Genomic DNA, 22,732 nt, shown 5'->3' on the forward strand with positions numbered 1-22,732 from the left:
AATTGCACGCTTGGGTGACGTACGCCTTCGACCATCTGTCGCAGACTGGTCGGTCACTTTTGTTTTGTGCGAAAAACCCCTGTTAGACCATTTTAAAACGGCTGTTTAAGGGCGTACTCTAGCCCGGCCATCCACATTGAGTCGTCGAGGACCTGCTGGTCATGAAATGCCGTGAAGGCTGTGGCGCATGCTGCATTGCCCCCTCCATCAGTTCGCCGTTACCGGGAATGCCCAATGGCAAACCGGCGGGAGAACGTTGCCTGCACCTGTCGGTCGAACAGCTATGCCAGCTGTTCGGGCAACCGGAGCGGCCGGCGGTTTGCAGTGATTTCAAGGCAGACCTTGAGGTGTGCGGCAACGATCAGGCCGATGCGATCCGTTTGATCGGCTGGTGGGAGCAGATGACGGCGGCTTGATGGGCTTTATTATCGGAACTTCAAAAATAAGGAATACAACAATGGGTTCGCTGAAACGATTGGCTGTGTTGTGCGGTTTTACGGTGTTGTTTGCTGCCACTGCCCAGGCTGAAGATTGGCAAGTCGCCAAGGACGAAGACGGTATCAAAGTGTCCTTGAGCGAAATCGCCGGCTCCAAGTACAAGGCTTATCGCGGTGTCACCGTGATCAAGGCCCCCATCGCCAAGATCCAGGCCCTGCAGGAAGACGTGGCCGGCGCCTGCGCCTGGATTCACGAATGCAAGTCGCAAAAACTGCTCAAGACCGAAGGCGACAAAAGCTGGACCTACACCCAGTTCAAGGCGCCGTTCCCGGTGACCGACCGCGACTCGATCCTTGAGATCACCACCTCCAAGGCCGCCGACGGCACCGTGACGCGCAAGCTGCTGGAAGTGCCGACCTACCAGCCCGAAGTTAAAGGTTACGTGCGTGTAGCCCAGGTAGACGGTTACTGGAAACTGGTGCCAAAAGGCGATAACCAGACCGAAGTCACCTACCAGGTGCACACCGAGCCAGGCGGCAGCGTGCCCTCGTGGCTGGCCAACAAGTTCGTGGTCGACGCACCGTTTAACACCTTGAAAGCCTTGAAAGAACACGCTGAAAAATAAGCGCAGTTGATCCGGTGCCTCAGGCCTTGAGTGGAACGTTTGCCGACCGCTCAAGGTCCAGATAGATGTGAGCCCACACATGGGCTTTATCGAGGAGGCACCGATGCAAACGTGGCAGATTACCTTCGTAGATGATCACGGTGTAAAGACCGTGGAGCAGTTCGCCTGCGCGCAAAAGCCCAGCCTCGAAGACGCGGCGCACATGATCCGCAACAAGCTGGTGCCCGTGGCCGCCGAACTTGACCTTAATGACCTGGAGGGCCGCAAGCCCGAGCCTACGGTCAAGATCCTCAAAGATCAGAACAGCATCCAGATCCTCGACATCTCACCCGCCGCCTGAACATTTCCTGTAGGACCACGAAACCCCTCTGGTGGAGGTGATAGCTTCGCGCTACTCTGCAATTGAGATCAGCGAATGAATCGCTAAGGTCTGGTCTTGTCAGCTACATGCTTGTTTTCCCTCGGTGTTGTTATTGCCGTAGTACCCGCGCCAGTAGGGCGCGGGCTTCGGGAAGCACGGAAAGTCTATCCATCGGTTTGAGGAGGACGTTTCATGAGCACAGCCTATCAAGAAGACATCAGCACCAACGTACTGCGCCGGATGAAAGAAGGCGGGTTCGACTTCTCGCGTTTTCACCCCATCGAGTTCTACGCCATTTTCCCGGATGAGGAACGTGCGCGCAGGGCTGCGGGTCGCTTTCGCGGGGAATCCCTGAATGCTCAGGTCAGCGCGCGCGATGACGGCGCCTGGTACCTGGAATTGAGCAAAATCATGTTCGCAACCTACGACGGCATAGGAGACTTCGAGCAAGACTTTGAAGCGGTGGTGGAACCGCTGGGCGGCATCATCGAAGGATGGGGCGTCAAGCAGGAGGTGCGTGGGTTACCCATGTAGTGCAATTGTGATGAGTAAAGCAGCGTATCGGCTGACCTTCGGGTCGGCCGATTTTGTGTGTGCTGTATGAAATCTCCCAACCCTGTCCCCCAGTTTTCTTGCACCAAAAAAAAGCCACCCAAACAGGGTGGCCCAAAGGGAAGAGCGGTTCGCTGAAGCTGTAGGACGCGTCCTGTTCAGCCGATGGAGGTGATTATCCGCAAGGCGGGGCGGGCAGTGAAATCAACTCTGACTATGCTGTTGATAGTCAAAACCCGCATTGTGATGAAGCGCGGGGCGTGACGGCGGGCATTCTGCGCACCAGGAAGGTGCGGGCGGAATCCGTTGTTTATTCAACTCACTGATTTTTAAGTGTTTATGCCGATGGCGCGAGCCTTGCAACACTGCTTGCGTCCGAGTGACAAGGAGTACGGCATGACCCGCACTTATTACGATGAAATGTACGACGGGGCAGGCCAGGTCCGGCCCCATTACCGCGAGTTCGCCCGCTGGTTGGCCGACACGCCGGCCGAATTGCTGGCGCAACGTCGGCGTGAAGCCGATTTGCTGTTCCACCGCGCCGGCATCACCTTCACCCTTTACGGGGACGAGCAAGGCACCGAGCGCCTGATCCCGTTTGACACCATCCCGCGCAGCATTCCCGCCAGCGAATGGCGAATGGTCGAGCGTGGCTGCATTCAACGGGTCAAGGCGCTGAACCTGTTCCTCGCCGACCTGTACCACGAGCAGCGCATCATCAAGGCCGGCATCATCCCCGCCGAACAAGTGCTGGCCAATGACCAATACCAACTGGCCATGCAGGGCTTGAACCTGCACCGTGATCTGTATTCGCACATCTCCGGTGTCGACCTCGTACGCGATGGCGACGGCACGTACTACGTGCTGGAAGACAATTTGCGCACGCCGAGCGGTGTGAGCTACATGCTCGAAGACCGCAAGATGATGATGCGCCTGTTCCCCGAACTGTTTGCGGCCCAGCGCATTGCGCCCATCGACCATTACCCCAACCTGCTGCTCGACACCCTCAAAAGCTCAAGCCCGCTGGATAACCCCAGCGTGGTGGTGCTGACGCCGGGGCGTTTTAACAGTGCGTTTTTCGAGCATGCCTTTTTGGCGCGTGAGATGGGCGTGGAACTGGTGGAGGGCGCCGACCTGTTCGTGCGTGATGACCGTGTGTTCATGCGCACCACCGACGGCCCCAAGGCGGTGGACGTGATCTACCGTCGCCTCGACGACGCGTTCCTCGACCCGCTGGCCTTCAACCCCGACTCGATGCTCGGCGTGCCCGGCCTGCTGGCCGCGTACCGCTCGGGCAATGTGGTGCTGGCCAATGCGATCGGCACCGGGGTCGCGGATGACAAATCGGTGTACCCGTTTGTCACCGAGATGATCCGTTTTTACCTGGATGAAGAGCCCATTCTGCAGAACGTGCCGACCTTTCAATGCCGCAAGCCCGATGAATTGTCCCATGTGCTGGCTAACCTGCCGGACTTGGTGGTCAAGGAAACCCAAGGCTCCGGCGGCTACGGCATGCTGGTGGGACCGGCCGCCACGGCGGCGGAAATCGAAGCCTTCCGCGCGCGCATCAAGGCCAAGCCCCACGCCTATATCGCCCAGCCGACCCTGTGTTTGTCCACCTGCCCGACCTTTGTTGAAAACGGCATCGCGCCACGGCATATCGACCTGCGCCCATTCGTGTTGTCCGGCAAGGAAACCCGCGTGGTCCCCGGCGGCCTGACCCGCGTGGCGCTGCGCGAAGGCTCGCTGGTGGTCAACTCGTCCCAGGGCGGCGGCACCAAAGACACCTGGGTGGTCGAGGATTGAACCATGTTGAGTAGAACTGCCTCGGATTTGTACTGGATGTCGCGCTATCTGGAGCGCGCGGAAAACCTCGCGCGCATGCTCGATGTCAGCTATTCGCTGTCGCTGATGCCTCAGGACGGGCGCGGTGATGGCCTGCACGAACTGGCCATGCCGCTGCTGATCACCGGCACTCTGGACGATTACCACGCGCGTCACGGCGAGTTGCATGCCGAGCGCCTGCTGCACTTTTTCGCGCTGGACGCGGCCAACCCGGCGAGCATCTACAGCTGCCTCGGCGCCGCGCGGGCCAGCGCCCATGCGGTACGTGGGCGAATTACCGCTGACATGTGGGAAAACATCAACGCCACCTGGCTGGATATTCGCGATATCGCCCGGCAAGGGCTGAGCCGTTACGGCATGAGCCGGTTTTGTGAATGGGTCAAGGAGCGCTCGCACCTGTTCCGCGGCGCCACCTACGGCACCATCATGCGTAACGACGCGTTCCGCTTTATTCGCCTGGGCACCTTTATTGAGCGTGCCGACAACACCTTGCGCCTGCTCGATGCGCGCTACGAAATGGCCGGCGACCAAGCCGCCGCCGTCACCGACGGCACGGCCCACGCCTACTATCAGTGGAGCGCCTTGCTGCGCGCCTTGTCGTCGTTCGAGGCCTACACCGAGATCTATCGCGACGCGCCCGGCGCCCGGCAAGTGGCTGAATTACTCTTGCTACGCGCCGACGTCCCGCGCTCGTTAAGGGCGTGCAGCGAAGAGATCGACCAGATCCTCGCCAGCCTGCCGGGCATCAACGGCCGCCCGGCCCAGCGCCTGGCCGCCGAGATGGACGCGCGCCTGCGTTTTACTGCGATTGACGAAATCCTCGAGGAAGGCCTGCACGCCTGGCTGACCGACTTCATCCCCTTGGTGCGCCAGTTGGGCGACGCCATTTACAGTTCCTACCTGGAGGCCGCATGAGACTCTCCATCAGCCACGAAACCACCTACCACTACGAGAACCAGGTGCGCGCCAGCATTCAGTACCTGCGCCTCACGCCCCACGACAGCGAGCGCCAGCATGTGATCAGTTGGCAGCTGGACCTGCCGCGCCCGGTGCGCGCGCAAGTCGACCCGTTCGGCAATATCCTGCACGTGCTGACCCTGGATGAGCCCCACGATGCGATCATCATTGGCGCCCGTGGCCAAGTGGATATCGACGAATTGCGCGAGGCCGAACACGAGAGCCAGTCAGCATTCCCGTTTCTGCGCAGTACACGCCTGACAGAACCCGATGAAGCCTTGCTGGGCTTTGCGCAACAGCACTGCCGGCAACGTCGCGACCGCAGCGCGTTGATCGACCTGATGCACGCGCTCAACCAAACCATGGTCTACACGCCCGGCGCCACCGAAGTCGACACCTGCGCCGCCCAGGCCTTTGCCGGTCGGGCGGGCGTGTGCCAGGACCACACCCATGCGTTCCTGGCCTGCGCACGCAGCCTGGGGATTCCTGCAAGGTATGTGTCGGGGTATTTGTACACCGAAGACAGCACGCACCTGGCCAGCCACGCCTGGGCCGAAGCCTGGCTGGATGACGCCTGGTACAGTTTTGACGTGACCAACCAACTGGCCCGACCGGAGCGGCATTTGAAACTGGCGGTGGGGTTGGATTACCTGGATGCCTGCCCGGTGCGCGGCATGCGCAGAGGCGGCGGGCATGAGCAGATGCATGCCAAGGTGTTCGTTGCGCCGACGCCGGTGGTTTCGGTGCAGCAGCAATAGGCACAGCACTTTCAGTGTGGGAGCTGGCTTGCCTGCGATAGCGGTGGGTCAGCTACACCTGTGCCGACTGGCAGGCTACTATCGCAGGCAAGCCAGCTCCCACATTGGATTTGTGATGGATTTAAGGTTGCTGTTTACGCCCCGCCATATGCTTCAAGTACCCCACCAGCAAATCCAGCTCGCCGTCCGGCAGTACGCTGGCGGCGAACGCCGGCATCTTCGCCTGTGGCCAATGCCGCAAGCTCTGCGGGTCGCGAATGTAGCGCTTGAGGAAATCCCCGCTGAAATACTCGGTGGGGTTGTAGGGAATATTCAGGTCCGGCCCCACCTGCGCATCACCGGCGCCATTGAGACGGTGACACGCCAGGCAATTCTTCTGGAACAGCGCAAAGCCCTGGTTGACCGGGTCATTCGCCGCCAGCTTCGGGTCGGGCAACAGCGCCGGAAAACGCTCAGCCACCGTCTTCAATTGCTTGATCGCGGACACCTGGAACGGCCACTGTTCAGGGCTGATGTGCCCGGCTTGTGGGTCGGTCCATACCAAGTAGAAGGGCCCGGCACTCGGTTTGCCGTCTGCCAGCGCAGGCCATGGCTGGGCCGGGTCTTCGACTGCCAGCCAGGCGCGGGCGCCGTGTTTCTCCAGCAACGGCGCAGCGGTGAGTTCGGCGGCAAATCCATCCAGGGCCACGGCTTGCAGAGGGTTCGCAGGCTTGAGTCCCTGCAGGAGAGAGGCCAGCGGCACGGCGCGATAGGTCATAGTGCGCTTGTAGGAAACGTCATCGACGATCTGCACCGTCTGCGCATCCGGGTGCTTGAGCAGGTCGGCGGTCTGCCAGGTCTTGCGGGTGTGGTCGAGTTCGATGGTCAATTGCGCGGCCGTTGCCGGCAGGGCCAACAGCAAAGCGAGGATGGCAAGGATTGGTTTCAAGGGACAGCCCGGTTCGAAGTGGCGATGACGCCTACGATAGCGGAAATCTGCACGCAAAAAGACAGCCCCTGCAACAGGACCGCTATGCGCAATGTCCCGGCAGGTGCTGCCAAAAACTGCAGTCCTGATGCTGTGTGTGCACGGAATCCGGAGGCTTAATCGTCACCCGATAACCTTGGTTAAATTGGGCAAGATCAGAATCAGTGTGGTGGCGAACAGAATAAGTCCCGCCTGACGTACTTTCGAATGTTTAAACATGGCTGACTGCCTTTTGTTGTTATTCCTGAGCGTCAAATGCGTGCCGATGTATTTCAGTATCGCGATGTGACGTTGCACTTTTCTTACAACTGCCCCAGCAAAACCCGGCAGCAGCTTCCTACTGATTCAACCTTAGAGCCCTCGTTCTTCGCGGCTTAGATCCATTTCGTATCAGCTAATCAGTATTTTCGCTAAAAACGGCATGAGGCTTATTGCCATCTTGGCGCCAGCCCTAGGGCTAGACAGCTAAAACGATTAATCAGCGGTTTCCCATAGCTGCCTACCGTTCGTCCGAGCGAGGGGGTCAAAAGCAATGAGCGCATCCGTCATTGAAACCGTGTCAATCGGGCCTGAAGGTAGGCACACACGCACTGGCTGCTCGAGGATGTCATGACCCAAGCTTTGATCTTTGATGCGATACGTACGCCCCGTGGCAAAGGCAAGGCCGATGGTGCCCTGCACAGCGTCAAACCGGTAAACCTGGTGGCGGGCCTGCTGACGGCGCTGGCGCAACGCAGCGACCTCGACACGCGCCAGGTGGATGACATCGTCCTCGGCTGCGTCACCCCGGTGGGCGACCAGGGCGCCGACATCGCCAAGACCGCCGCGCTGGTGGCCGACTGGGACGTCAGCGTCGCGGGTGTGCAGATCAATCGCTTCTGCGCCTCGGGCCTGGAAGCGGTGAACCTTGGCGCAATGAAAGTGCGCTCGGGCTTCGAAGACCTGGTGGTGGTCGGCGGTGTCGAATCCATGTCCCGCGTGCCCATGGGCCGCGACGGCGGCGCCTGGGTGCTCGACCCGCAGACCAATCTGCACAGCCACTTCACGCCTCAGGGCATCGGCGCGGACCTGATCGCCACACTGGAAGGCTTCACCCGCCAGGACGTCGACACCTTCGCCCTACAGTCCCAGCAGAAAGCGGCCAGGGCTCGTGCGGACGGTTCCTTCAACAAGTCGCTGATCGCGGTGCAGGACCAGAACGGTATTGTGCTGCTGGACCACGACGAATTTATCCGTAGCGACTCCACCCTCGAAGGCCTCGGCAAGCTCAAACCGAGTTTCGAAATGATGGGCCAGATGGGTTTCGATGCCACTGCGTTGCGGGTCTACAGCCATGTGGAGCGTATCCACCATGTACACACGCCGGGCAACAGTTCCGGCATCGTCGACGGCGCCGCGTTGATGCTGATCGGCTCCGAGGCCAAGGGCCGCGAGCTGGGCCTGCAACCGCGGGCGCGCATCGTCGCCACGGCAGTCACCAGCACCGACCCGACCATCATGCTCACCGGCCCCGCACCGGCGACGCGCAAGGCGTTGGCCAAAGCCGGTTTGCGCGTTGAAGACATCGACCTTTTCGAGGTCAACGAAGCGTTTGCTTCCGTGGTCCTCAAGTTCATCAAAGACATGGGGGTCGACCCCGCCCGAGTCAACGTCAATGGCGGCTCCATTGCCATGGGCCACCCGTTGGGCGCCACCGGCTGCGCGATCCTAGGCACCCTGCTCGACGAGCTGGAAGCACGCCAGCAGCGCTACGGCCTGGCCACCCTGTGTGTCGGCGGTGGCATGGGCATCGCCACCATCCTCGAACGCCTCTGAGCCCAAGGAATTTGTCATGACCGAAGCCATTCGTTACGAAAAAGACCACGACCAGATTGTGGTGCTGACTCTCGACATGCCCGGCCAGAGCGCCAACACCATGAACGGCGTGTACCGCGAGGCCATGGCGGCCATCGTCACACGCCTTGAGGTGGAAAAGGCCGACATCGCCGGCGTCGTTATCACCTCAGCAAAGAAGACCTTCTTCGCCGGTGGCGACCTCAATGAACTGATCAAAGTCGACAAAGCCCACGCCAAGGATTTCTACGACAGCGTGCTGGTATTGAAAGCGCAACTGCGCCGCCTGGAAACTCTCGGTAAACCGGTGGTGGCCGCGATCAATGGCGCAGCGCTGGGCGGCGGTTGGGAGATTTGCCTGGCGTGTCATTACCGCGTGGCGCTGGATGACCAATCCACCCAGCTTGGCCTGCCGGAAGTCACCCTGGGCCTGTTACCGGGCGGCGGCGGGGTAGTGCGCATGGTCCGCATGCTCGGGCTGGAAAAAGCCTTGCCGTATTTGCTGGAAGGTAAAAAAGTGCGGCCGCAGCAGGCTTTGCAGGCGGGTTTGATCAATGAGCTGGCGGCAAACCGCGATGAACTGCTGGCCAAATCCCGTGCCTGGATTCTTGCCAACCCCGAGGCCAAACAACCGTGGGACAACAAGGGCTACCAGATCCCCGGCGGCACGCCGTCAAATCCAAAAGTTGCGCAAATGCTGGCCATCGCCCCGTCGATTTTGCGCAGTAAAACCAATGGCTGCTTCCCCGCGCCGGAGAAAATTCTCTGTGCGGCTGTGGAAGGTGCCCAAGTGGATTTCGACACCGCGCACCTGATCGAAACCCGCTACTTCACCGAGCTGGTCACCGGGCAAGTGGCGAAAAACATGATCGGTACCTTCTGGTTTCAGCTCAATGAAATCAATGCCGGTAGCTCACGGCCCAAAGGTTTTGCACCTTATGTCACGCGTAAGGTAGGCGTGCTGGGCGCCGGGATGATGGGCGCAGGCATTGCGTATGTGAGTGCCTGTGCGGGCGTCGAGGTGGTGCTTAAGGACATCAACCTGGCGGCGGCCGAGAAGGGCAAGGCGCATTCGGCGGCGCTGCTGGACAAGAAAGTCAGCCGTGGGCAATTGACCGCCGAACAGCGGGAAAGCACCCTGGCGCGGATTCATCCTACGGCCTCCGATGCCGACCTGGCCGGTTGCGACCTGGTTATCGAAGCCGTATATGAAGACCGGGATCTCAAAGCCAAGGTCACGGCGGCGGCGCAAAGCGTGGTCGGCAGCGAGGCCGTGATCGCCTCTAATACCTCCACCTTGCCCATCAGCGGCCTGGCGACGGCGGTGCCCGATCAAGGCAAATTCATCGGCCTGCATTTCTTCAGCCCCGTCGACAAGATGCCGCTGGTGGAAATCATCAAGGGCGCTCACACCAGTGACGAAGCCCTGACCCGGGGTTTTGATTTCGTCCTGCAAATCAAGAAAACTCCGATCGTGGTCAACGACAGCCGCGGCTTCTTTACCTCGCGGGTGTTCGGCACCTTCACCAACGAAGGCATCGCCATGCTCGGCGAAGGCGTGGCCGCGCCGATGATCGAAACCGAGGCGCGCAAGGCTGGTATGCCGGTGGGGCCGCTGGCGGTGTCGGATGAAGTGTCCCTCAGCTTGATGAGTCATATCCGACAGCAAACGGCGAGGGATCTGCAAGCCGAAGGCAAAGCGCTGCCGGCTCACCCGGCGACGGCTGTGATCGATCTGTTGGTGAATGAATACAAACGCACGGGCAAGGCGGCTGGCGGCGGTTTTTACGACTACCCCGTGGGCGGGCACAAGCATCTGTGGCCCGAGCTGAAAACCCGCTTTGAACAAGCCGGCAAACAGATCTCAGCGCAGGATGTGCGCGACCGTTTACTGTTTATCCAGGCGATTGAAACCGTGCGGTGCGTGGAGGAGGGCGTGTTGCTGTCCACGGCGGATGCCAACGTGGGGTCGATCTTCGGCATAGGTTTTGCCGCGTGGAGCGGCGGCGCGCTGCAGTTTATCAACCAGTATGGCCTGAACGACTTTATTGCCCGGGCGCGTTACCTGGCCGAGCAATACGGGGAGCGGTTCTCGCCGCCGGCGTTGTTGCTTGAGAAGGCTGCACGGGACGAAACCTTCCGCTGATCAAAATGTGGGAGCCGGGCTTGCCCGCGATAGCGGTATGCCAGCCACTGCAAATATCGGCTGATATGACGCCATCGCGGGCAAGCCCGGCTCCCACAAGTGTTCACTCGGCGGGACTTGCTTTGCTGGGGTGTTTCAAGGCAGGCTCTGGGCTGTGCATTATTCCCATCACCGTGTCAGGTATTTTTTATGTCGCTACGCGTCTGTATCCTGGAAACCGATATCCTGCGTCCAGGCTTGATCGATCAATACCAAGGGTACGGGCAGATGTTCAAGCGCCTGTTCTCCAAGCAACCGATTGCCGCCGAATTCGTCATCTACAACGTGGTGCAGGGCGAATACCCGCCTGCCGACGAGGTGTTTGACGCCTACCTGATCACCGGCAGCAAGGCCGACTCCTTCGGCACCGACCCGTGGATCCAGACCCTCAAAACCTACCTGCTGGAGCGCTATAAGCGTGGCGACAAGCTGCTGGGCGTGTGTTTCGGCCACCAGTTACTCGCGCTGCTGCTGGGCGGCAAGACCGAGCGCGCCAGCCAAGGCTGGGGCATGGGCATCCACGACTACAAGCTCAACGCCAAGGCGCCGTGGATGAGCCCGGTGGTGGAAGAACTGACCTTGCTGATCAGCCATCAGGACCAGGTCACCACGTTGCCGGCCAACGCCACCGTGATCGCCTCCAGCGATTTCTGCCCGTATGCCGCGTACCACATCGAAGACCAGGTGCTGTGCTTCCAGGGTCATCCGGAATTTATCCACGACTATTCCCGCGAGTTACTGGAGATTCTTCAGACAACCCTGGGCGAAAAGGTCTACACCCACGGCGTGGCCAGCCTGGCGCGTGACCACCATGGCGCTACCGTGGCGGAATGGATGATGCGCTTTGTCGCCCACAAGCCAGATACGGCGGTTTAAAGCCAGCCCGAGCGTTTAAAGCTGGCCCATAAACTGGTGCAGCCCACCGCAATCAACCCGAGCACCGCAAAATAGCCGTAGTGCCATTGCAGCTCGGGCATGTTCTGGAAGTTCATCCCGTAAATCCCCGCCACCGCCGTGGGGAACGCCAGAATCGCCGCCCAGGCGGCGAACTTGCGCTGCACCACGCTTTGCCGTGAAGCCTCCAGTAACACACCAATCTCGATGGTCTGGCTGGCGATGTCGCGCAGGGTAGTGAGGTCTTCCATCTGCCGCGTCACGTGAATCTGCACATCGCGAAAATACGGGCGCATATTCTTGTCGATAAACGGGAAGCTGAGCTTCTGCAGCTCCTGGCTGATCTCCACCATCGGCGCCACATACCGCTTGAGGCGCAGCACATCGCGTCGCAGGCCATGCAGGTTCTGAATATCGTGCTCGCTCAGGGAACTGCACAGCACGTTGCGCTCCAGCTCATCAATCTCGGCGTGGATCGCTTCGCTCACCGGTTGGTAGTTTTCGGTGACGAAATCCAGCAGCGCGTAGAGTACGAAATCTTCCCCATGCTCCAGCAATAACGGTCGCGCCTCACAGCGCTGGCGCACAAAACCGTAGGACGCCGAGTGGCCGTTGCGGGCGGTGATGATGTAGCCGTTGCCGGCGAAGATATGGGTCTCGATAAATTCCAGCTTGCCGTTTTCGCGCACCGGTGAGTAGGTGACGATAAACAGCGCATCGCCGAAGGTTTCAAGCTTCGGGCGGCTGTGTTTTTCCAGGGCGTCTTCGATGGCCAGTTCATGCAGGTTGAACTGGCGTTGCAGGTTGGCCAGCTCCTGGGCGCTGGGCTCTTCCAGGCCGATCCACACAAAATGGTCGGGTTTGGCGGCCCAGGCGGCGCCTTCGTCGAGGGTGATATCCGTGACTTTCTTACCGGCGCTGTAAACGGCTGCCGCAACAACTCTACCCATGGTGCTGATCGCTTCTTGTTAGGAGGACAGGTGTTGGGCAGCTTAGCTGGAGGGGAGTTCTATTGTTGCGGCATTTTGCAGTTCGCGGTCCATTGCCGCGATGCAGTCTTCCATCTGCGCCTGACAGGTCTGCATCAGCGCCGGGATGTCATCCGAAGTCAGCCCACAGGTAGGAATCGGCGGCAATGAGCGTATGAGCACGCCACCGCTGTTCCAGCGATTGAGCTGCATATGCTTGACGTAAGTGCTGGCGCACACCTGCACAATCGGTACGCCGGCCGCAATTGCCATATGGAACGCGCCTTTCTTGAACGGCAGCAAACCGTTACCCAGGTTGCGCGTGCCTTCGGCGAACACCCAAATCGAGGTGTCCTCATGCTGCAAGGTCTGTGTGGTGGTAAGCATCGCCCGGCGCGCCTTGTGCGCATTGCCGCGGTCAATCAACACGTTGCCCGCCAGCCAGAACAACTGGCCGAACAGCGGCACCCATTTCAGGCTTTTTTTGGCGATGCACACGGTGCGATGGGGCACCACATTGCCGAATATAAACAGGTCATAGTTGGACTGATGGTTGGCGATGACCACACAGGTGCCGGGCTTGTTACGCAGCGAGTCGACATCGGCCTTCAGGTGCAGGCCCAGAATACGCATGGCAGGCAGCGCATAGAGGCGAGCACACAGGCGGCTGTTGTCCGGGTTGAACGGCCGGCACACACCCAAAAGCACGCCCAATACCCCGGCGACCATAAAGTGCAGGCCCATCAACAACATACGTAACAGAAAAAGCATCGACACAGCCCATCGGGACAAAAGGTGGCGCAGTGTACGGATGTGCACTGTATTCGGCAATTGCCCCTACAGACGTAGGAGATAGGCGATGTTTAAGCACATGTTTCAACGTGTGCCGACACAGCCCGACTAGAGCGGCTAAAGACGTTTCGGATTTATTTGTAAGAAAAAGCCCGACTTAAGGTCGGGCTTTAGCTCATCAGCTGTAAGTATCTTCACAATGATTAACGGGCCCACCTATCCTGTGGCGAGCGGGCTTGCCCCGCGTTGGGCTGCGAAGCAGCCCCAAAACCAGGCCCCGCGTTCTTTCAGGAGAAACCTCAGCGCCTTTACTGGGGCCGCTGCGCAGCCCAACGCGGGGCAAGCCCGCTCGCCACAACTGCCCGCTCAGAGCAGATGTTGCCTATAGCTGCTCAGCTACGGAGCATCAGCCCAGGTTGTGGCCCTGATCCTGAATAATTGCATCATCCAGGGCTTCCAGCAGTGCCTTACGCACCTTCAGCTTGGTGTGCTTGTGGGCATTCATATTGATCTTCTTCAACTGCCGCGCCGCTTCCAGGGACGCTGCGTGCAACTCATCCGGCGCCACCACCTTATCCAGGAAGCCCGCACCCAACGCGCCCTGCGGATCAAACATCTCGGCATTGATCACCGAACGATGAAACGCAGATTTACGCAGACGATCCCGCGCTAACTCGATACCGGCGTGGTGCATGGTCATGCCGATCGCCACTTCGTTCAGGCCAATGCTGAACGGGCCTTCCACACCAATCCGGTAATCCGCCGACAACAGCAGGAACGCACCCTTGGCCACCGCATGCCCAGGGCACGCCACGATCACCGGAAACGGGTGCGACAACAGGCGCCGCGCCAACGTCGAACCCGACGTCACCAGGCCAATGGCTTCTTTAGGGCCAGCGGTCATCACCTTCAAATCATAACCACCCGACAGAATCCCCGGCGTGCCGGTGATGATCACCACCGCCCGATCCTTCTCGGCCTGATCCAGCGCAGCGTTGAACTCAGTAACCACTGCCGGAGAAATGGCGTTTACCTTGCCGTTGCTCAAGGTCAGGGTCGCGATACCGTCTTCGAGGTGGTAGGCAATCAACTCACTCATGACGCGGTTCCTTGTAGGAATTGTTATAGATAGGCTGTTAATAGAAGCGCATGCGCAGACGTTACCCACCACGCCCGCCCTGGTAAAGCGCCGTGACTGACTACACAGTCAGACTTTTGCCGCTTGCCCAAGCGTAGACGGCCCGCAGCAGGGCACAGCCGCCGTGCCAGACGCCCACGACCAATGCCCAAGAATGGCAGATTCACCGCCCCTCACCAGGCGAGTCACGGCATAACCGTCTAAGCACATGAAAATTCTGAAAAAAACCTTTGCCATCAGAAAGGCTTTCGACTACATTAGCGCGCCTCGACAGACTGAACTGGTTTGACGAGATACGGTGAAGTGTCCGAGTGGCTTAAGGAGCACGCCTGGAAAGTGTGTATACAAGAAATTGTATCGAGAGTTCGAATCTCTCCTTCACCGCCACATTAAGTAAACACAAACCCCTGATTTTCATAGAGAAAGTCGGGGGTTTGTGGTTTTTGGCGTTTGAAAAAGAGCCGTTTGGGAACATGCCTGGGAATACACCTCGCCAGACAGGGCTGCGCTAGCAAGCGTACTGAGGAATCGAAAAAGCAAAACGGGGGACGGTTTTTTTATTCTTCAAGCACCCCTGTGACAAACAAAACCCCTGGTTTCGTGAGAAGTCAGGGGTTTTATAGTTTCTGGCGTTTGAAAACGTGTCTTTTTTAAATCATGCGGCGCAAGGCATATCCATGCGCCGGCCTATCACGTCCAGCAAGTCGCAGCCATCGCGTAACGGGATTGAACACAGCAAGGCAAAATCACTGAGAACAACGGCATCACTACTGATCTCGCTGCGCAGTGCAAGGTTCTCAAGGACTTGGGTGACGGCACGCAGCCGAAAACTCGCGGCGTCGAGGAGAATTTCCAGGGGGGCGGTGGTATCGACAAAAAGGGCAGGGGTGGCGCTGTCGTTGCTGGTGAGGGCTATGTATTGGTTCATATGTGGAACTCCGGTTGTCAGAAGGTAGCAACCACACATTTGTCGCCAAACAAAAGGGTGGCAGCTGTACGCAGGTTGGCGAACCGGGACAATCGGAAAAACCGGCAGACCCGAAGGTCTCCCGCGCACAGCTACCGTTGAGCAGCTTATTGCGCGCAGAAGCATCCCGCAAATACGCCAGGACGTTTCTGTCGATTTATCGTCGAGTCGCCAAACCCGTTCGCCATATGGGCGACCCAGTGACTATAGGCTCGACGATTTTGAAGTGCGAGGCCGACGCTTCTGAACGGTTTGTAGGACGTTGCTTGGATTAATTATCTACTTCTAGTTTAACGCTATCCCGCTAAGTAAAGGGTTGGGTGCTCAGTTGGCACCTGAAATCGTAGGCATGCACCTGGATTGAGGTAGTCCATTTCTGAAACGTTAAAACCACCCCTCTGCACGTCTTACCTGCGCCGTTACGCTTTCTTATAGTCCTGCGCCTCAGCCACCTGGAGGTGCACGCATGCAGGGACCCTACGCATTTATCAATGAACATCCCCAGCCTTATCCATTGCTTAAACTAAGCCTGGCGCTTGATCCGTATACACACACCAAGTTCGACACCCTCAACCAGCACATTCGCAACACGGTGGTGTTGCCGGGGCAATTGGTGATCATGGGGGATAGCCGAACCGCCGCTTGCACCGCTGAAGAAGCACAGCTGATGCGCTCGGCGCAAAATATAAGGCTCGCCCTGTTGGCGCACTCCGCAACTGACCAATTTCTGATCAAAAACTATGATCAGGTGCAGGCCATCTTGACCTATTCGTCCCTTGGCATCGGCAGTGCCAGCAGTGCATGGAGCAAGCATTTGGCGCAAGTTGAGAAGACCCTTATCGAAATCGAGAGTTTGCATAAGCAGTACTTGAGCAAAGGCACCACTGGGGCGAGGGAGGAGTTTTTGGTTAAACGAAGGGCACTGTTTGCCAAGTTTGATAGCCAAATCTCGGGCATGGCGCGCTTTGGTACGGGGTTGAAAAACGAAGGTTCGATAAAAAAGATGTTGGGGATTTCCAGTAAAAGCTATTGGCACCACGGAGAAATTCGCGGGTATGAGGAAAGGGTCAAGCATTTGGCCAAGGCCTCGCAAATATTGAAGAAGGGGACTTACATTGGCATAGCGCTGGATGTTGGGGCGACGGCGCTGGAGATAACGGAGGCGTGTTCCACGGGGCGTGAGCAAGCGTGTACGCAGGCGACGTATGTTGAAGGGGGTAAGTTAGTGTTTGGAGTCGGTGGTGCATCGTTAGGTGGAAGTATAGGTGCCTCTGTAGGAATAGGCGCCTGCATGGTTGTTTTTGGCATACCTACAGCAGGTGCCGGAGCCTTGGGGTGTGCCATCGTTGGCGGCGCCACAGGCGGACTCGTTTTAGGCAAAGCTGCAAGCGCTCTCGGAGAAAGCACGGGAAAAGTTCTCTATGCGGCGGTGAGGGATTAAATGGTCTTCGAATACATCGGCATGTGTGCGGGCGTCATCATGCTGCTCAGCCTTCCTCTCACTTTTTTTGTCATGTTCAAAAAGCTCGATGCAGCAGAACGCTTTGTGGAGCACAGCGACTATGTAGCCATGCACAAGCGCATTTTTCGTAATGCTCCATTTGAAGGCCGACAAGTGCGCGTATTCGCCATGGCCACCATCATTCTTATGCCAAAAGTACTCCAATGGAGGCGTTTAGTGCGGGTTGAGGATGTTGAAAAAATCCCACGACATCTCAAATATTGGATGGTCATACCGACACTGATTGCTTTCACTTCCGCTACCGTCATGTGTGTCGCCTGGCTTTTTATAGAAAACTAATCCGCCTTTTTGGGCGACTGTCTTTCGCCCTTTCCCATATTGTCATCCGGCAGACTTCTGTCGTCAGGCCCTCAATGCCGATGCCGATGATGCACATCCGGAAAATGCGCATGGCTATGCCGCATCACACTATGAACATGCACATGGCTGTGCGGCTGCGCCGGGTCCCACTCAAACCCGTGCTCATGCTGATGATGTTCATCATGCACATGCCGATGCCCATGTTCCGTCGCCTCATGCAGGTGCTCATGGGCATGCCGCTCCGTCAGGTGCAGCCACACGCCCAGGGCCATCAATGCTGATGCAATCCAGAACGCCACCGTTACCGATTCCCCGAATGCCAGCAGGGCAACAGCCGCGCCGAGGAACGGTGCCGTCGAGAAGTAAGCGCCCGTGCGCGCACTGCCCAACCCGCGTAACGCCAGCACGAACATGACCAGGCTGATGCCATACCCCAAAAATCCAACCACCAAGATCGGCGCCAACTGCGCCACGCCCGGAATCTGCGCGCCGAGGTAAAGCGCCAGGCTGCAATTCACCAGCCCGGCAATCAACCCCTTGGCGCCGGCGATAAACAGCGCGTCCGAGGCCGAGACTTTGCGCGTCAGGTTGTTATCAATCCCCCAGCATGCACACGCCAGCGCCACGGCAAACGGGCCGGTCCAGTCGTGGCTGGCGCCGCCGCCGTCGGACCATGACAACACCACGCCGCCCAGCACGATCGCGAGCATGCCGAGGACGATGCGGCGGTCGGCGTTTTCTCTGAACACCAGCCAGGCGATCACGGCGGTCAGCACCGATTCAAGGTTGAGCATCAGGGAGGCGGTCGCGCCGGCGGTGCGGGTCAGGCCGAACATCAAGGCAACCGGGCCGAGGATGCCGCCGAAGGCGATGGCGCCGAGCAGCCAGGGCCATTCAGGGCGGGTCAGCCCGCTGGGTTTCCAGCCGCGATCACGGATAAGGCGCACGCAGGCCAGGCCGAGGCCGCTGCCGAGGTAGAGCAGGCCGGCGAGCAGTACGGGCGAAAGGTTCAGGCCGAGGCTTTTGGCGAGCGGGGTGCTGGCGCCGAACAGGGCGGCGGCGGCGAGTGCGTAAACGATGCTGAGGTTCATGGGCCATCCTCGAAAGGTTGACCCATGATACGTCGCTTGCCAGGGTCAGCGCCCTGACAACTTTATATTTACTGCGCGGTTTTCAGCTTGATCACATCACCCGAAATCTTGGTGGTGTAACCGTTCAGTACCCAGGCCCAGAACCATTTTTCCTGCACTTGAGTGTTGATCAGCGCGTCGCCGCCTTTGGCCTTGATGGCGGCATCCTGGGCGCGCACGAAGCGGCTGTTCTGGCCGATCGGGATGATGCCGAGCAACATCACGCCGGTGGCGCTGCCTTCACTGTGGCCCAAAACGGTGTATTGGCTGCTGTCGTACTGCGGGGATTTGATGGCGGTGCCGGTGCAGCCTGCGAGGGTGAAACCGAGAACAGCTGCGGCAACTACTTTACTGACGTACTTCACTGTGAAACTCCATGGACTGACCCCCGGGATTCAATTCTCGAGGGGGCACTACTTTAATCCCCACACGGGCAGATTGAAATAAATTACCCGGATGTTTCATTTTCAGGCCTGCACGTAAAACGCGCCGTAGGACGTACGCGGGTCAGGATCTGGATTTCCAGAGTTCACCGCCGGGCATACGGGTAATGTGGGAGCTGGCCCACCGCCATCGCAGGCAAGCCAGCTCCCACCTGTTTAACCGCGTTCAGTCAGTCAGAGGTGCAGCCACGCCAGACTACCCAGCACCACTGCCACACCACCTGCGGTATAAGACATACGCTTGAGCCACTCCTTGCGCGTCAGCAACGTAATCGCCGCCAACGAAATTGCGATCTGAATCGCGGTCATCGCCTGCGCCCAGCGGTGATGCTGGTGCAGCGCCTCTTCGGATTTCTGGTCCCATTCCTTGGATGTCGCCTCAAGCTTCTCGGCCTGTTTGCGCACCTCTTCCTTCTGGCCCTTGTAGCGCTCGATCTCGTCCTTGTAATGCGCGGCATCCACACCCGGAATATGCGTGGCCAGCTCCGCCAGGTTCTGGCGGCTGGATTTGGCCTGGTAGTAGTTCCACTGGTTGGCGGCTTCGGTCTTGATGATGGCGGCGTTGTTCTTGTCCATCGCTGCTTCGCTCTCGGTGGAGCCGGCCTGGTAGCTGAGCATGGCACCCAGGGTGGCCATCAATGCGGTCATTACGGCGATGCGGCTGGCAAAGTTGTCACCGCGCCCGTGGGCATGTTCGGTGGTGTGTTCAAGGTGTTTTTCGTGGGGGCTGGGGACTTCGAAGGCTTCGGACATGGGGGCGTCTATGAAGGGACTGAGGGAGTCTGATTCTTTACCAGTGAAGCTGTCTCAAGCCTGTACGTAACGCTGCAAACCCTGCACCAGTGCATCAAATGTCACGCGGCAGCGCGGGCTGTTGCGCAGGTCTTCGTGCATGGTCACCCAAGTGTCCAATTTGAGCGCAAAGCCCTCGGGCAGCACGCGGCGCAAACGCGGGTCGCGCTGGGCCAGTTGCACCTGGCAACCGCCGATACCGGCACCGGCGCGGATCAGCGCCAATTGCGCCAGGTCGCTGTCGCTGCTGATGGCGAAGGCGCTGCGTTCAAAGCCCTTGATGGCCAGGCTGCGGATAAACGCGTTTTCCTGGTCGAAACCAATGACGCAATGGTTGACCAGATCCTGCATGTGCAGAGGAGTGCCATGCCGTTGCAGGTAATCGTCGCGGGCGTGCAAGCCGACCTCAATCAAACCGACGCGCTGCGCCAGCAGTTGCTCCTGGCTGGGGCGGACCATGCGCACGGCGATGTCGGCTTCTAGTTGCAGCAGGTCGCTGAGGCGGTTGCTCAGCACCAGCTCAACCCGCAGGCGTGGATGTTGGCGGCGCAGTTGGGTGATGATCGGCGGCAGTACTTCCACGCCGACCACTTCGCTGGCTGACACCCGCACCACGCCGCGCACTTCCTCGCCGTGGGCAGACGCGGTGCGCTCCAGGGCGGCGGCGGTGCGCTCCATGGTGTCGGCATGGGCGCGCAAGGTGTGGGCCACCGCCGTCGGCAGCAATCCGGCGGGCGAGCGGGTGAACAGCACCACGCCCAGCTCGGCTTCCAGCGCAGCGATGTGCCGGCCCACCGTAGGCTGTGTGATACCGAGCTGCCGCGCGGCACCCGATAACGATCCCTCCTTGAGTACGCCGAGGAACGACCGGTAGAGCTCCCATCCAATTGTCGATGCCATGCATAAATGTATAGCGGCTGGATGGTCTTCGGCAATTTATCTATAGCAAGGCCGCACACACACTGGCCTCACCAACCCGTGTAGGAGAAGGTGATGAGGAAGGTTCTGGTGCTGGGTGCAACCGGCGGGATCGGCGGTGAAGTGGCGCGGCAACTGCACGCGTCTGGCTGGGAGGTGTGTGCGCTGACGCGGGATGTGGGCAAGGCCCGCCGGGCGAATGCCGACTTTTCGTGGGTCGAGGGCGACGCGCTCAACCGTGATGAGGTACGCGCCGCCGCCCGTGGTTGTGCGGTGATCGTGCATGCCGTCAACCCTCCGGGTTATCGCCATTGGGCTGAGCTGGTCATACCGATGATCGACAACAGCATTGCGGCGGCCATCGCCGAGGGCGCGACGATTGTGTTGCCGGGCACGGTCTACAACTTCGGGCCGGATGTGTTTCCGGTGCTGTATGAGGATTCGCCGCAGCACCCGCGAACGCGCAAGGGGGCTATTCGCGTACAACTGGAGCAGCGTCTGGAACAGGCGTGCCGCCGTGGCGCCCGTGTGCTGATTGTGCGCGCCGGGGATTTTTTCGGCGCTCGGCTGGCCAACAACTGGTTTGCCCAAGGCTTGATCAAACCCGGCAAACCGGTACATGCCGTGAGCTATCCGGGCGCGCCGGGTGTGGCGCACCAATGGGCTTATTTGCCGGACGTGGCGCGCACCATGGTCGAGCTGCTTGAACGCCGGTCAACCCTGGAGGCTTTTGCGCGCTTTCACATGGCCGGGCATATGGACACGGACGGCACGCAGATGACCCAGGCGATACAACAGGTGGTGCTGCGCAGGACCGGCCAGCAACCACGCGTAGGTCGTTTCCCATGGTGGTTGCTGAAAGTGGCTGCGCCCTTTGCCGTCACCCTTCGCGAGATGCAGGAGATGCGTTACCTGTGGCAAACCCCGTTGCGTCTGGACAACACGCGGTTGGTCGCGGCTTTGGGGCGCGAGCCGCACACGCCGCTGGAGCAGGCGGTGGAAGCTACATTGCTCGGTCTGGGTTGTTTGCCTGACGCCGTCTGATCAAGCGCACATACACCGCGATATTCACCAGCAGCACCACGGCGCCCAGCCCCAGCTGAATCTGTGGGGTCAGCCCGGCCGGGTAGATCAGTGTAAGGAGGTAATGCTCGATAAAACCGCCGCCATAACCGTCCTGCCCGGCGAGGTGACGCAGCAGGTTCTCCCAGCGGGTCAGCGGGCAGGGCAGGTGGAACACTTCCACCGCCACGCCCCAGGTCGCAGCGGGCAGGTGCAGCCACATGACTGGCCGCCACTTGAGAGCCAGCAAGCCGCCAAACAGCACGAACAGGATAAAACACAGGTGGAACAGTACGAGGCTGTCGGCGGCAATGCGATAGAGCATGAAGAGGTTCACTTTTATCAGGGCTGGCGTTGAGTTTGCAGGTAGTCGATAAACACGCGCAGTTTTTTTGGCGTGTTGCTGCGGTTGAAGTCATACAAGTACAGCGCACCGTGGGCACCTTGAATATCGCCGCAGGGTGGAGGGCCGCCAAGGTTGCTTACCTACGCTGTAGGCCGCTATTGTGCTGAATCCTTTTAGTCCTTCCCCCAAGGTTCTGTTGCGATGAATGTACCGCGTACCGCAGTCGGTCCCATCAAGGCCGTGATTTTCGATATGGACGGGTTGTTGCTGGATACCGAAGGCATCTACACCGAAGTCACACAGATCATCGCCGAACGATACGGCCGCACCTACGATTGGGGCATCAAGCAGCATATCATCGGCCGAGGCGCTCAGGACCTGGCCGAATATGTGGTGAAGGCACTGGACTTGCCGATCACACCGGCGGAGTTTCTGCAGATTCGCGAGCCTTTGATGAGCGAGCGTTTCCCCAAGGCCTTGGGCATGCCCGGTGCCGAAGCGCTGGTGCGGCATTTGAAGGCGCACAATATTCCGATTGCCGTGGGCACCAGTTCCTCGCGTAATTCGTTTGGCCACAAGACTACGTTGCACCGTGAGTGGTTTGGCTTGTTCGGCACGATTGTCACCGCCGATGACCCTGAAGTGGGGGCCGCCAAACCCGCACCGGATATCTTCCTCACTGCCGCCCGCCGCTTGGGTGTCGCGCCCGAGGATTGCCTGGTGTTCGAAGACTCGCCGTTTGGCGTGACCGCCGCCAAGGCCGCCCACATGACCGCCATCGCCGTGCCCGATGAAGCCATGGCCGACAGCAAGTACCAGCATGCCGACCAGATCATCCGCAAGCTGGCGGACTTTGACCTGGCGGCCTACGGCTTGCCACCGATGTCCTGAGTAAACGCGGTCAAAAAAATGTGGGAGCTGGCTTGCCTGCGATGGCGA

At 59.4% G+C, this 22,732-nt stretch carries 24 protein-coding genes and 1 tRNA gene; 15 read left to right on the top strand and 10 right to left on the bottom strand.

The features are described 5' to 3' along the window. Positions 1-161: 161 nt before the first annotated feature. The 7 genes from AOA59_RS07445 to AOA59_RS07475 all read left to right on the top strand — a co-directional run bounded on the left by AOA59_RS07445 (position 162) and on the right by AOA59_RS07475 (position 5,536). Positions 162-416, top strand: a complete 255-nt coding sequence (locus tag AOA59_RS07445) for a YkgJ family cysteine cluster protein (protein ID WP_017138333.1) — start codon at positions 162-164, stop codon at positions 414-416. A 41-nt stretch (positions 417-457) separates the two neighbouring features. After that, positions 458-1,063, top strand: coding sequence for an START domain-containing protein (locus AOA59_RS07450; RefSeq protein WP_065929924.1), 606 nt, complete (start codon positions 458-460; stop codon positions 1,061-1,063). Positions 1,064-1,166: 103 nt separating this feature from the next. After that, positions 1,167-1,403 carry a hypothetical protein gene (locus tag AOA59_RS07455; protein ID WP_026013791.1) on the top strand — a complete coding sequence of 79 codons (237 nt, stop codon included), beginning with the start codon at positions 1,167-1,169 and terminating at the stop codon, positions 1,401-1,403. Positions 1,404-1,616: 213 nt separating this feature from the next. Further along, positions 1,617-1,958: a ribonuclease E inhibitor RraB gene (locus tag AOA59_RS07460; protein WP_003193463.1), complete on the top strand. Its 342-nt coding sequence runs from the start codon at positions 1,617-1,619 to the stop codon at positions 1,956-1,958. A gap of 414 nt (positions 1,959-2,372) precedes the next feature. Further along, the gene (locus AOA59_RS07465; protein ID WP_065929923.1) at positions 2,373-3,782 is read left to right on the top strand and encodes a circularly permuted type 2 ATP-grasp protein; all 1,410 of its coding nucleotides are present in this window, start codon (positions 2,373-2,375) and stop codon (positions 3,780-3,782) included. 3 nt (positions 3,783-3,785) lie between these two features. Beyond that, the gene (locus tag AOA59_RS07470; protein WP_056861611.1) at positions 3,786-4,736 is read left to right on the top strand and encodes an alpha-E domain-containing protein; all 951 of its coding nucleotides are present in this window, start codon (positions 3,786-3,788) and stop codon (positions 4,734-4,736) included. Then, positions 4,733-5,536: a transglutaminase family protein gene (locus tag AOA59_RS07475; protein WP_099486653.1), complete on the top strand. Its 804-nt coding sequence runs from the start codon at positions 4,733-4,735 to the stop codon at positions 5,534-5,536. Before AOA59_RS07470 ends, AOA59_RS07475 begins: the two co-directional genes overlap by 4 nt. 121 nt (positions 5,537-5,657) lie before the next feature. On the opposite strand, the gene AOA59_RS07480 is transcribed toward AOA59_RS07475, so the two are convergent. Continuing rightward, positions 5,658-6,464, bottom strand: coding sequence for a cytochrome c (locus AOA59_RS07480; RefSeq protein ID WP_069787982.1), 807 nt, complete (start codon positions 6,462-6,464; stop codon positions 5,658-5,660). Between the two features lie 648 nt (positions 6,465-7,112). Between AOA59_RS07480 and AOA59_RS07485 the strand changes: the two genes are divergently transcribed. The 3 genes from AOA59_RS07485 to AOA59_RS07495 all read left to right on the top strand — a co-directional run bounded on the left by AOA59_RS07485 (position 7,113) and on the right by AOA59_RS07495 (position 11,397). Next, positions 7,113-8,318: an acetyl-CoA C-acetyltransferase gene (locus AOA59_RS07485; protein WP_099486655.1), complete on the top strand. Its 1,206-nt coding sequence runs from the start codon at positions 7,113-7,115 to the stop codon at positions 8,316-8,318. Positions 8,319-8,334: 16 nt separating this feature from the next. Further along, on the top strand, positions 8,335-10,482 hold the full coding sequence (locus AOA59_RS07490; RefSeq protein WP_099486656.1) for a 3-hydroxyacyl-CoA dehydrogenase NAD-binding domain-containing protein: 2,148 nt from the start codon (positions 8,335-8,337) through the stop codon (positions 10,480-10,482). 189 nt (positions 10,483-10,671) lie between these two features. Beyond that, the gene (locus AOA59_RS07495) at positions 10,672-11,397 is read left to right on the top strand and encodes an amidotransferase (protein WP_065929918.1); all 726 of its coding nucleotides are present in this window, start codon (positions 10,672-10,674) and stop codon (positions 11,395-11,397) included. On the opposite strand, the gene AOA59_RS07500 is transcribed toward AOA59_RS07495, so the two are convergent. The 3 genes from AOA59_RS07500 to AOA59_RS07510 all read right to left on the bottom strand — a co-directional run bounded on the left by AOA59_RS07500 (position 11,394) and on the right by AOA59_RS07510 (position 14,274). Continuing rightward, positions 11,394-12,365: a magnesium and cobalt transport protein CorA gene (locus AOA59_RS07500; RefSeq protein WP_099486658.1), complete on the bottom strand. Its 972-nt coding sequence runs from the start codon at positions 12,363-12,365 to the stop codon at positions 11,394-11,396. The two genes, AOA59_RS07495 and AOA59_RS07500, sit on opposite strands and share 4 nt — an antisense overlap. A 42-nt stretch (positions 12,366-12,407) precedes the next feature. Continuing rightward, the gene (locus AOA59_RS07505; RefSeq protein WP_065929916.1) at positions 12,408-13,154 is read right to left on the bottom strand and encodes a 1-acyl-sn-glycerol-3-phosphate acyltransferase; all 747 of its coding nucleotides are present in this window, start codon (positions 13,152-13,154) and stop codon (positions 12,408-12,410) included. Positions 13,155-13,581: 427 nt separating this feature from the next. After that, complete coding sequence (locus AOA59_RS07510; RefSeq protein ID WP_099486660.1) at positions 13,582-14,274, bottom strand: crotonase/enoyl-CoA hydratase family protein; 693 nt, start codon at positions 14,272-14,274, stop codon at positions 13,582-13,584. 336 nt (positions 14,275-14,610) lie between these two features. Here AOA59_RS07510 and AOA59_RS07515 point away from each other — a divergent pair. After that, positions 14,611-14,700, top strand: a tRNA-Ser gene (locus AOA59_RS07515). Positions 14,701-14,968: 268 nt separating this feature from the next. Here AOA59_RS07515 and AOA59_RS07520 read toward each other — a convergent pair. Further along, on the bottom strand, positions 14,969-15,241 hold the full coding sequence (locus tag AOA59_RS07520) for a short-chain dehydrogenase (RefSeq protein WP_099486662.1): 273 nt from the start codon (positions 15,239-15,241) through the stop codon (positions 14,969-14,971). A 505-nt stretch (positions 15,242-15,746) separates the two neighbouring features. Here AOA59_RS07520 and AOA59_RS07525 point away from each other — a divergent pair. Beyond that, positions 15,747-16,721: a hypothetical protein gene (locus AOA59_RS07525; RefSeq protein ID WP_099486664.1), complete on the top strand. Its 975-nt coding sequence runs from the start codon at positions 15,747-15,749 to the stop codon at positions 16,719-16,721. Further along, positions 16,722-17,081: a hypothetical protein gene (locus AOA59_RS07530; RefSeq protein WP_065929913.1), complete on the top strand. Its 360-nt coding sequence runs from the start codon at positions 16,722-16,724 to the stop codon at positions 17,079-17,081. 71 nt (positions 17,082-17,152) lie between these two features. Here AOA59_RS07530 and AOA59_RS07535 read toward each other — a convergent pair whose 3' ends face one another. From AOA59_RS07535 to AOA59_RS07550, 4 genes are all read right to left on the bottom strand, one after another. Next, positions 17,153-18,193, bottom strand: coding sequence for a DMT family transporter (locus AOA59_RS07535; RefSeq protein ID WP_099486666.1), 1,041 nt, complete (start codon positions 18,191-18,193; stop codon positions 17,153-17,155). A gap of 68 nt (positions 18,194-18,261) precedes the next feature. Next, positions 18,262-18,597: a hypothetical protein gene (locus AOA59_RS07540; protein WP_056861597.1), complete on the bottom strand. Its 336-nt coding sequence runs from the start codon at positions 18,595-18,597 to the stop codon at positions 18,262-18,264. A gap of 252 nt (positions 18,598-18,849) precedes the next feature. Beyond that, positions 18,850-19,428 (bottom strand): DUF4337 domain-containing protein, encoded by a 579-nt coding sequence (locus AOA59_RS07545; RefSeq protein WP_065929911.1) that lies wholly within the window; start codon positions 19,426-19,428, stop codon positions 18,850-18,852. 54 nt (positions 19,429-19,482) lie between these two features. Further along, positions 19,483-20,367 carry a LysR family transcriptional regulator gene (locus AOA59_RS07550; protein ID WP_099486668.1) on the bottom strand — a complete coding sequence of 295 codons (885 nt, stop codon included), beginning with the start codon at positions 20,365-20,367 and terminating at the stop codon, positions 19,483-19,485. 93 nt (positions 20,368-20,460) lie between these two features. On the opposite strand from AOA59_RS07550, the gene AOA59_RS07555 reads away from it, so the two are divergent. Further along, positions 20,461-21,429, top strand: a complete 969-nt coding sequence (locus AOA59_RS07555; protein ID WP_099486669.1) for an NAD-dependent epimerase/dehydratase family protein — start codon at positions 20,461-20,463, stop codon at positions 21,427-21,429. Here the strand turns inward: AOA59_RS07555 and AOA59_RS07560 are convergent. After that, complete coding sequence (locus AOA59_RS07560) at positions 21,389-21,772, bottom strand: DUF2784 domain-containing protein (RefSeq protein WP_099486671.1); 384 nt, start codon at positions 21,770-21,772, stop codon at positions 21,389-21,391. The genes AOA59_RS07555 and AOA59_RS07560 overlap by 41 nt on opposite strands. Positions 21,773-21,994: 222 nt before the next feature. On the opposite strand from AOA59_RS07560, the gene AOA59_RS07565 reads away from it, so the two are divergent. Then, positions 21,995-22,684 (top strand): HAD-IA family hydrolase, encoded by a 690-nt coding sequence (locus AOA59_RS07565; RefSeq protein WP_099486673.1) that lies wholly within the window; start codon positions 21,995-21,997, stop codon positions 22,682-22,684. Positions 22,685-22,732 lie beyond the last annotated feature (48 nt).

Source organism: Pseudomonas sp. 2822-15, from assembly GCF_002742515.1.
GTDB classification, from domain to species: domain Bacteria; phylum Pseudomonadota; class Gammaproteobacteria; order Pseudomonadales; family Pseudomonadaceae; genus Aquipseudomonas; species Aquipseudomonas salomonii.

Coding starts and splice junctions, on each gene's coding strand:
- AOA59_RS07565 (WP_099486673.1), top strand. CDS start 21,995: ATGAATGTACCGCGTACCGCAGTCGGTCCCATCAAGGCCGTGATTTTC.
- AOA59_RS07530 (WP_065929913.1), top strand. CDS start 16,722: ATGGTCTTCGAATACATCGGCATGTGTGCGGGCGTCATCATGCTGCTC.
- AOA59_RS07555 (WP_099486669.1), top strand. CDS start 20,461: ATGAGGAAGGTTCTGGTGCTGGGTGCAACCGGCGGGATCGGCGGTGAA.
- AOA59_RS07460 (WP_003193463.1), top strand. CDS start 1,617: ATGAGCACAGCCTATCAAGAAGACATCAGCACCAACGTACTGCGCCGG.
- AOA59_RS07470 (WP_056861611.1), top strand. CDS start 3,786: ATGTTGAGTAGAACTGCCTCGGATTTGTACTGGATGTCGCGCTATCTG.
- AOA59_RS07500 (WP_099486658.1), bottom strand. CDS start 12,365: ATGGGTAGAGTTGTTGCGGCAGCCGTTTACAGCGCCGGTAAGAAAGTC.
- AOA59_RS07525 (WP_099486664.1), top strand. CDS start 15,747: ATGCAGGGACCCTACGCATTTATCAATGAACATCCCCAGCCTTATCCA.
- AOA59_RS07560 (WP_099486671.1), bottom strand. CDS start 21,772: ATGCTCTATCGCATTGCCGCCGACAGCCTCGTACTGTTCCACCTGTGT.
- AOA59_RS07520 (WP_099486662.1), bottom strand. CDS start 15,241: ATGAACCAATACATAGCCCTCACCAGCAACGACAGCGCCACCCCTGCC.
- AOA59_RS07445 (WP_017138333.1), top strand. CDS start 162: ATGAAATGCCGTGAAGGCTGTGGCGCATGCTGCATTGCCCCCTCCATC.
- AOA59_RS07450 (WP_065929924.1), top strand. CDS start 458: ATGGGTTCGCTGAAACGATTGGCTGTGTTGTGCGGTTTTACGGTGTTG.
- AOA59_RS07455 (WP_026013791.1), top strand. CDS start 1,167: ATGCAAACGTGGCAGATTACCTTCGTAGATGATCACGGTGTAAAGACC.
- AOA59_RS07510 (WP_099486660.1), bottom strand. CDS start 14,274: ATGAGTGAGTTGATTGCCTACCACCTCGAAGACGGTATCGCGACCCTG.
- AOA59_RS07465 (WP_065929923.1), top strand. CDS start 2,373: ATGACCCGCACTTATTACGATGAAATGTACGACGGGGCAGGCCAGGTC.
- AOA59_RS07490 (WP_099486656.1), top strand. CDS start 8,335: ATGACCGAAGCCATTCGTTACGAAAAAGACCACGACCAGATTGTGGTG.
- AOA59_RS07550 (WP_099486668.1), bottom strand. CDS start 20,367: ATGGCATCGACAATTGGATGGGAGCTCTACCGGTCGTTCCTCGGCGTA.
- AOA59_RS07505 (WP_065929916.1), bottom strand. CDS start 13,154: ATGCTTTTTCTGTTACGTATGTTGTTGATGGGCCTGCACTTTATGGTC.
- AOA59_RS07485 (WP_099486655.1), top strand. CDS start 7,113: ATGACCCAAGCTTTGATCTTTGATGCGATACGTACGCCCCGTGGCAAA.
- AOA59_RS07475 (WP_099486653.1), top strand. CDS start 4,733: ATGAGACTCTCCATCAGCCACGAAACCACCTACCACTACGAGAACCAG.
- AOA59_RS07545 (WP_065929911.1), bottom strand. CDS start 19,428: ATGTCCGAAGCCTTCGAAGTCCCCAGCCCCCACGAAAAACACCTTGAA.
- AOA59_RS07495 (WP_065929918.1), top strand. CDS start 10,672: ATGTCGCTACGCGTCTGTATCCTGGAAACCGATATCCTGCGTCCAGGC.
- AOA59_RS07535 (WP_099486666.1), bottom strand. CDS start 18,193: ATGAACCTCAGCATCGTTTACGCACTCGCCGCCGCCGCCCTGTTCGGC.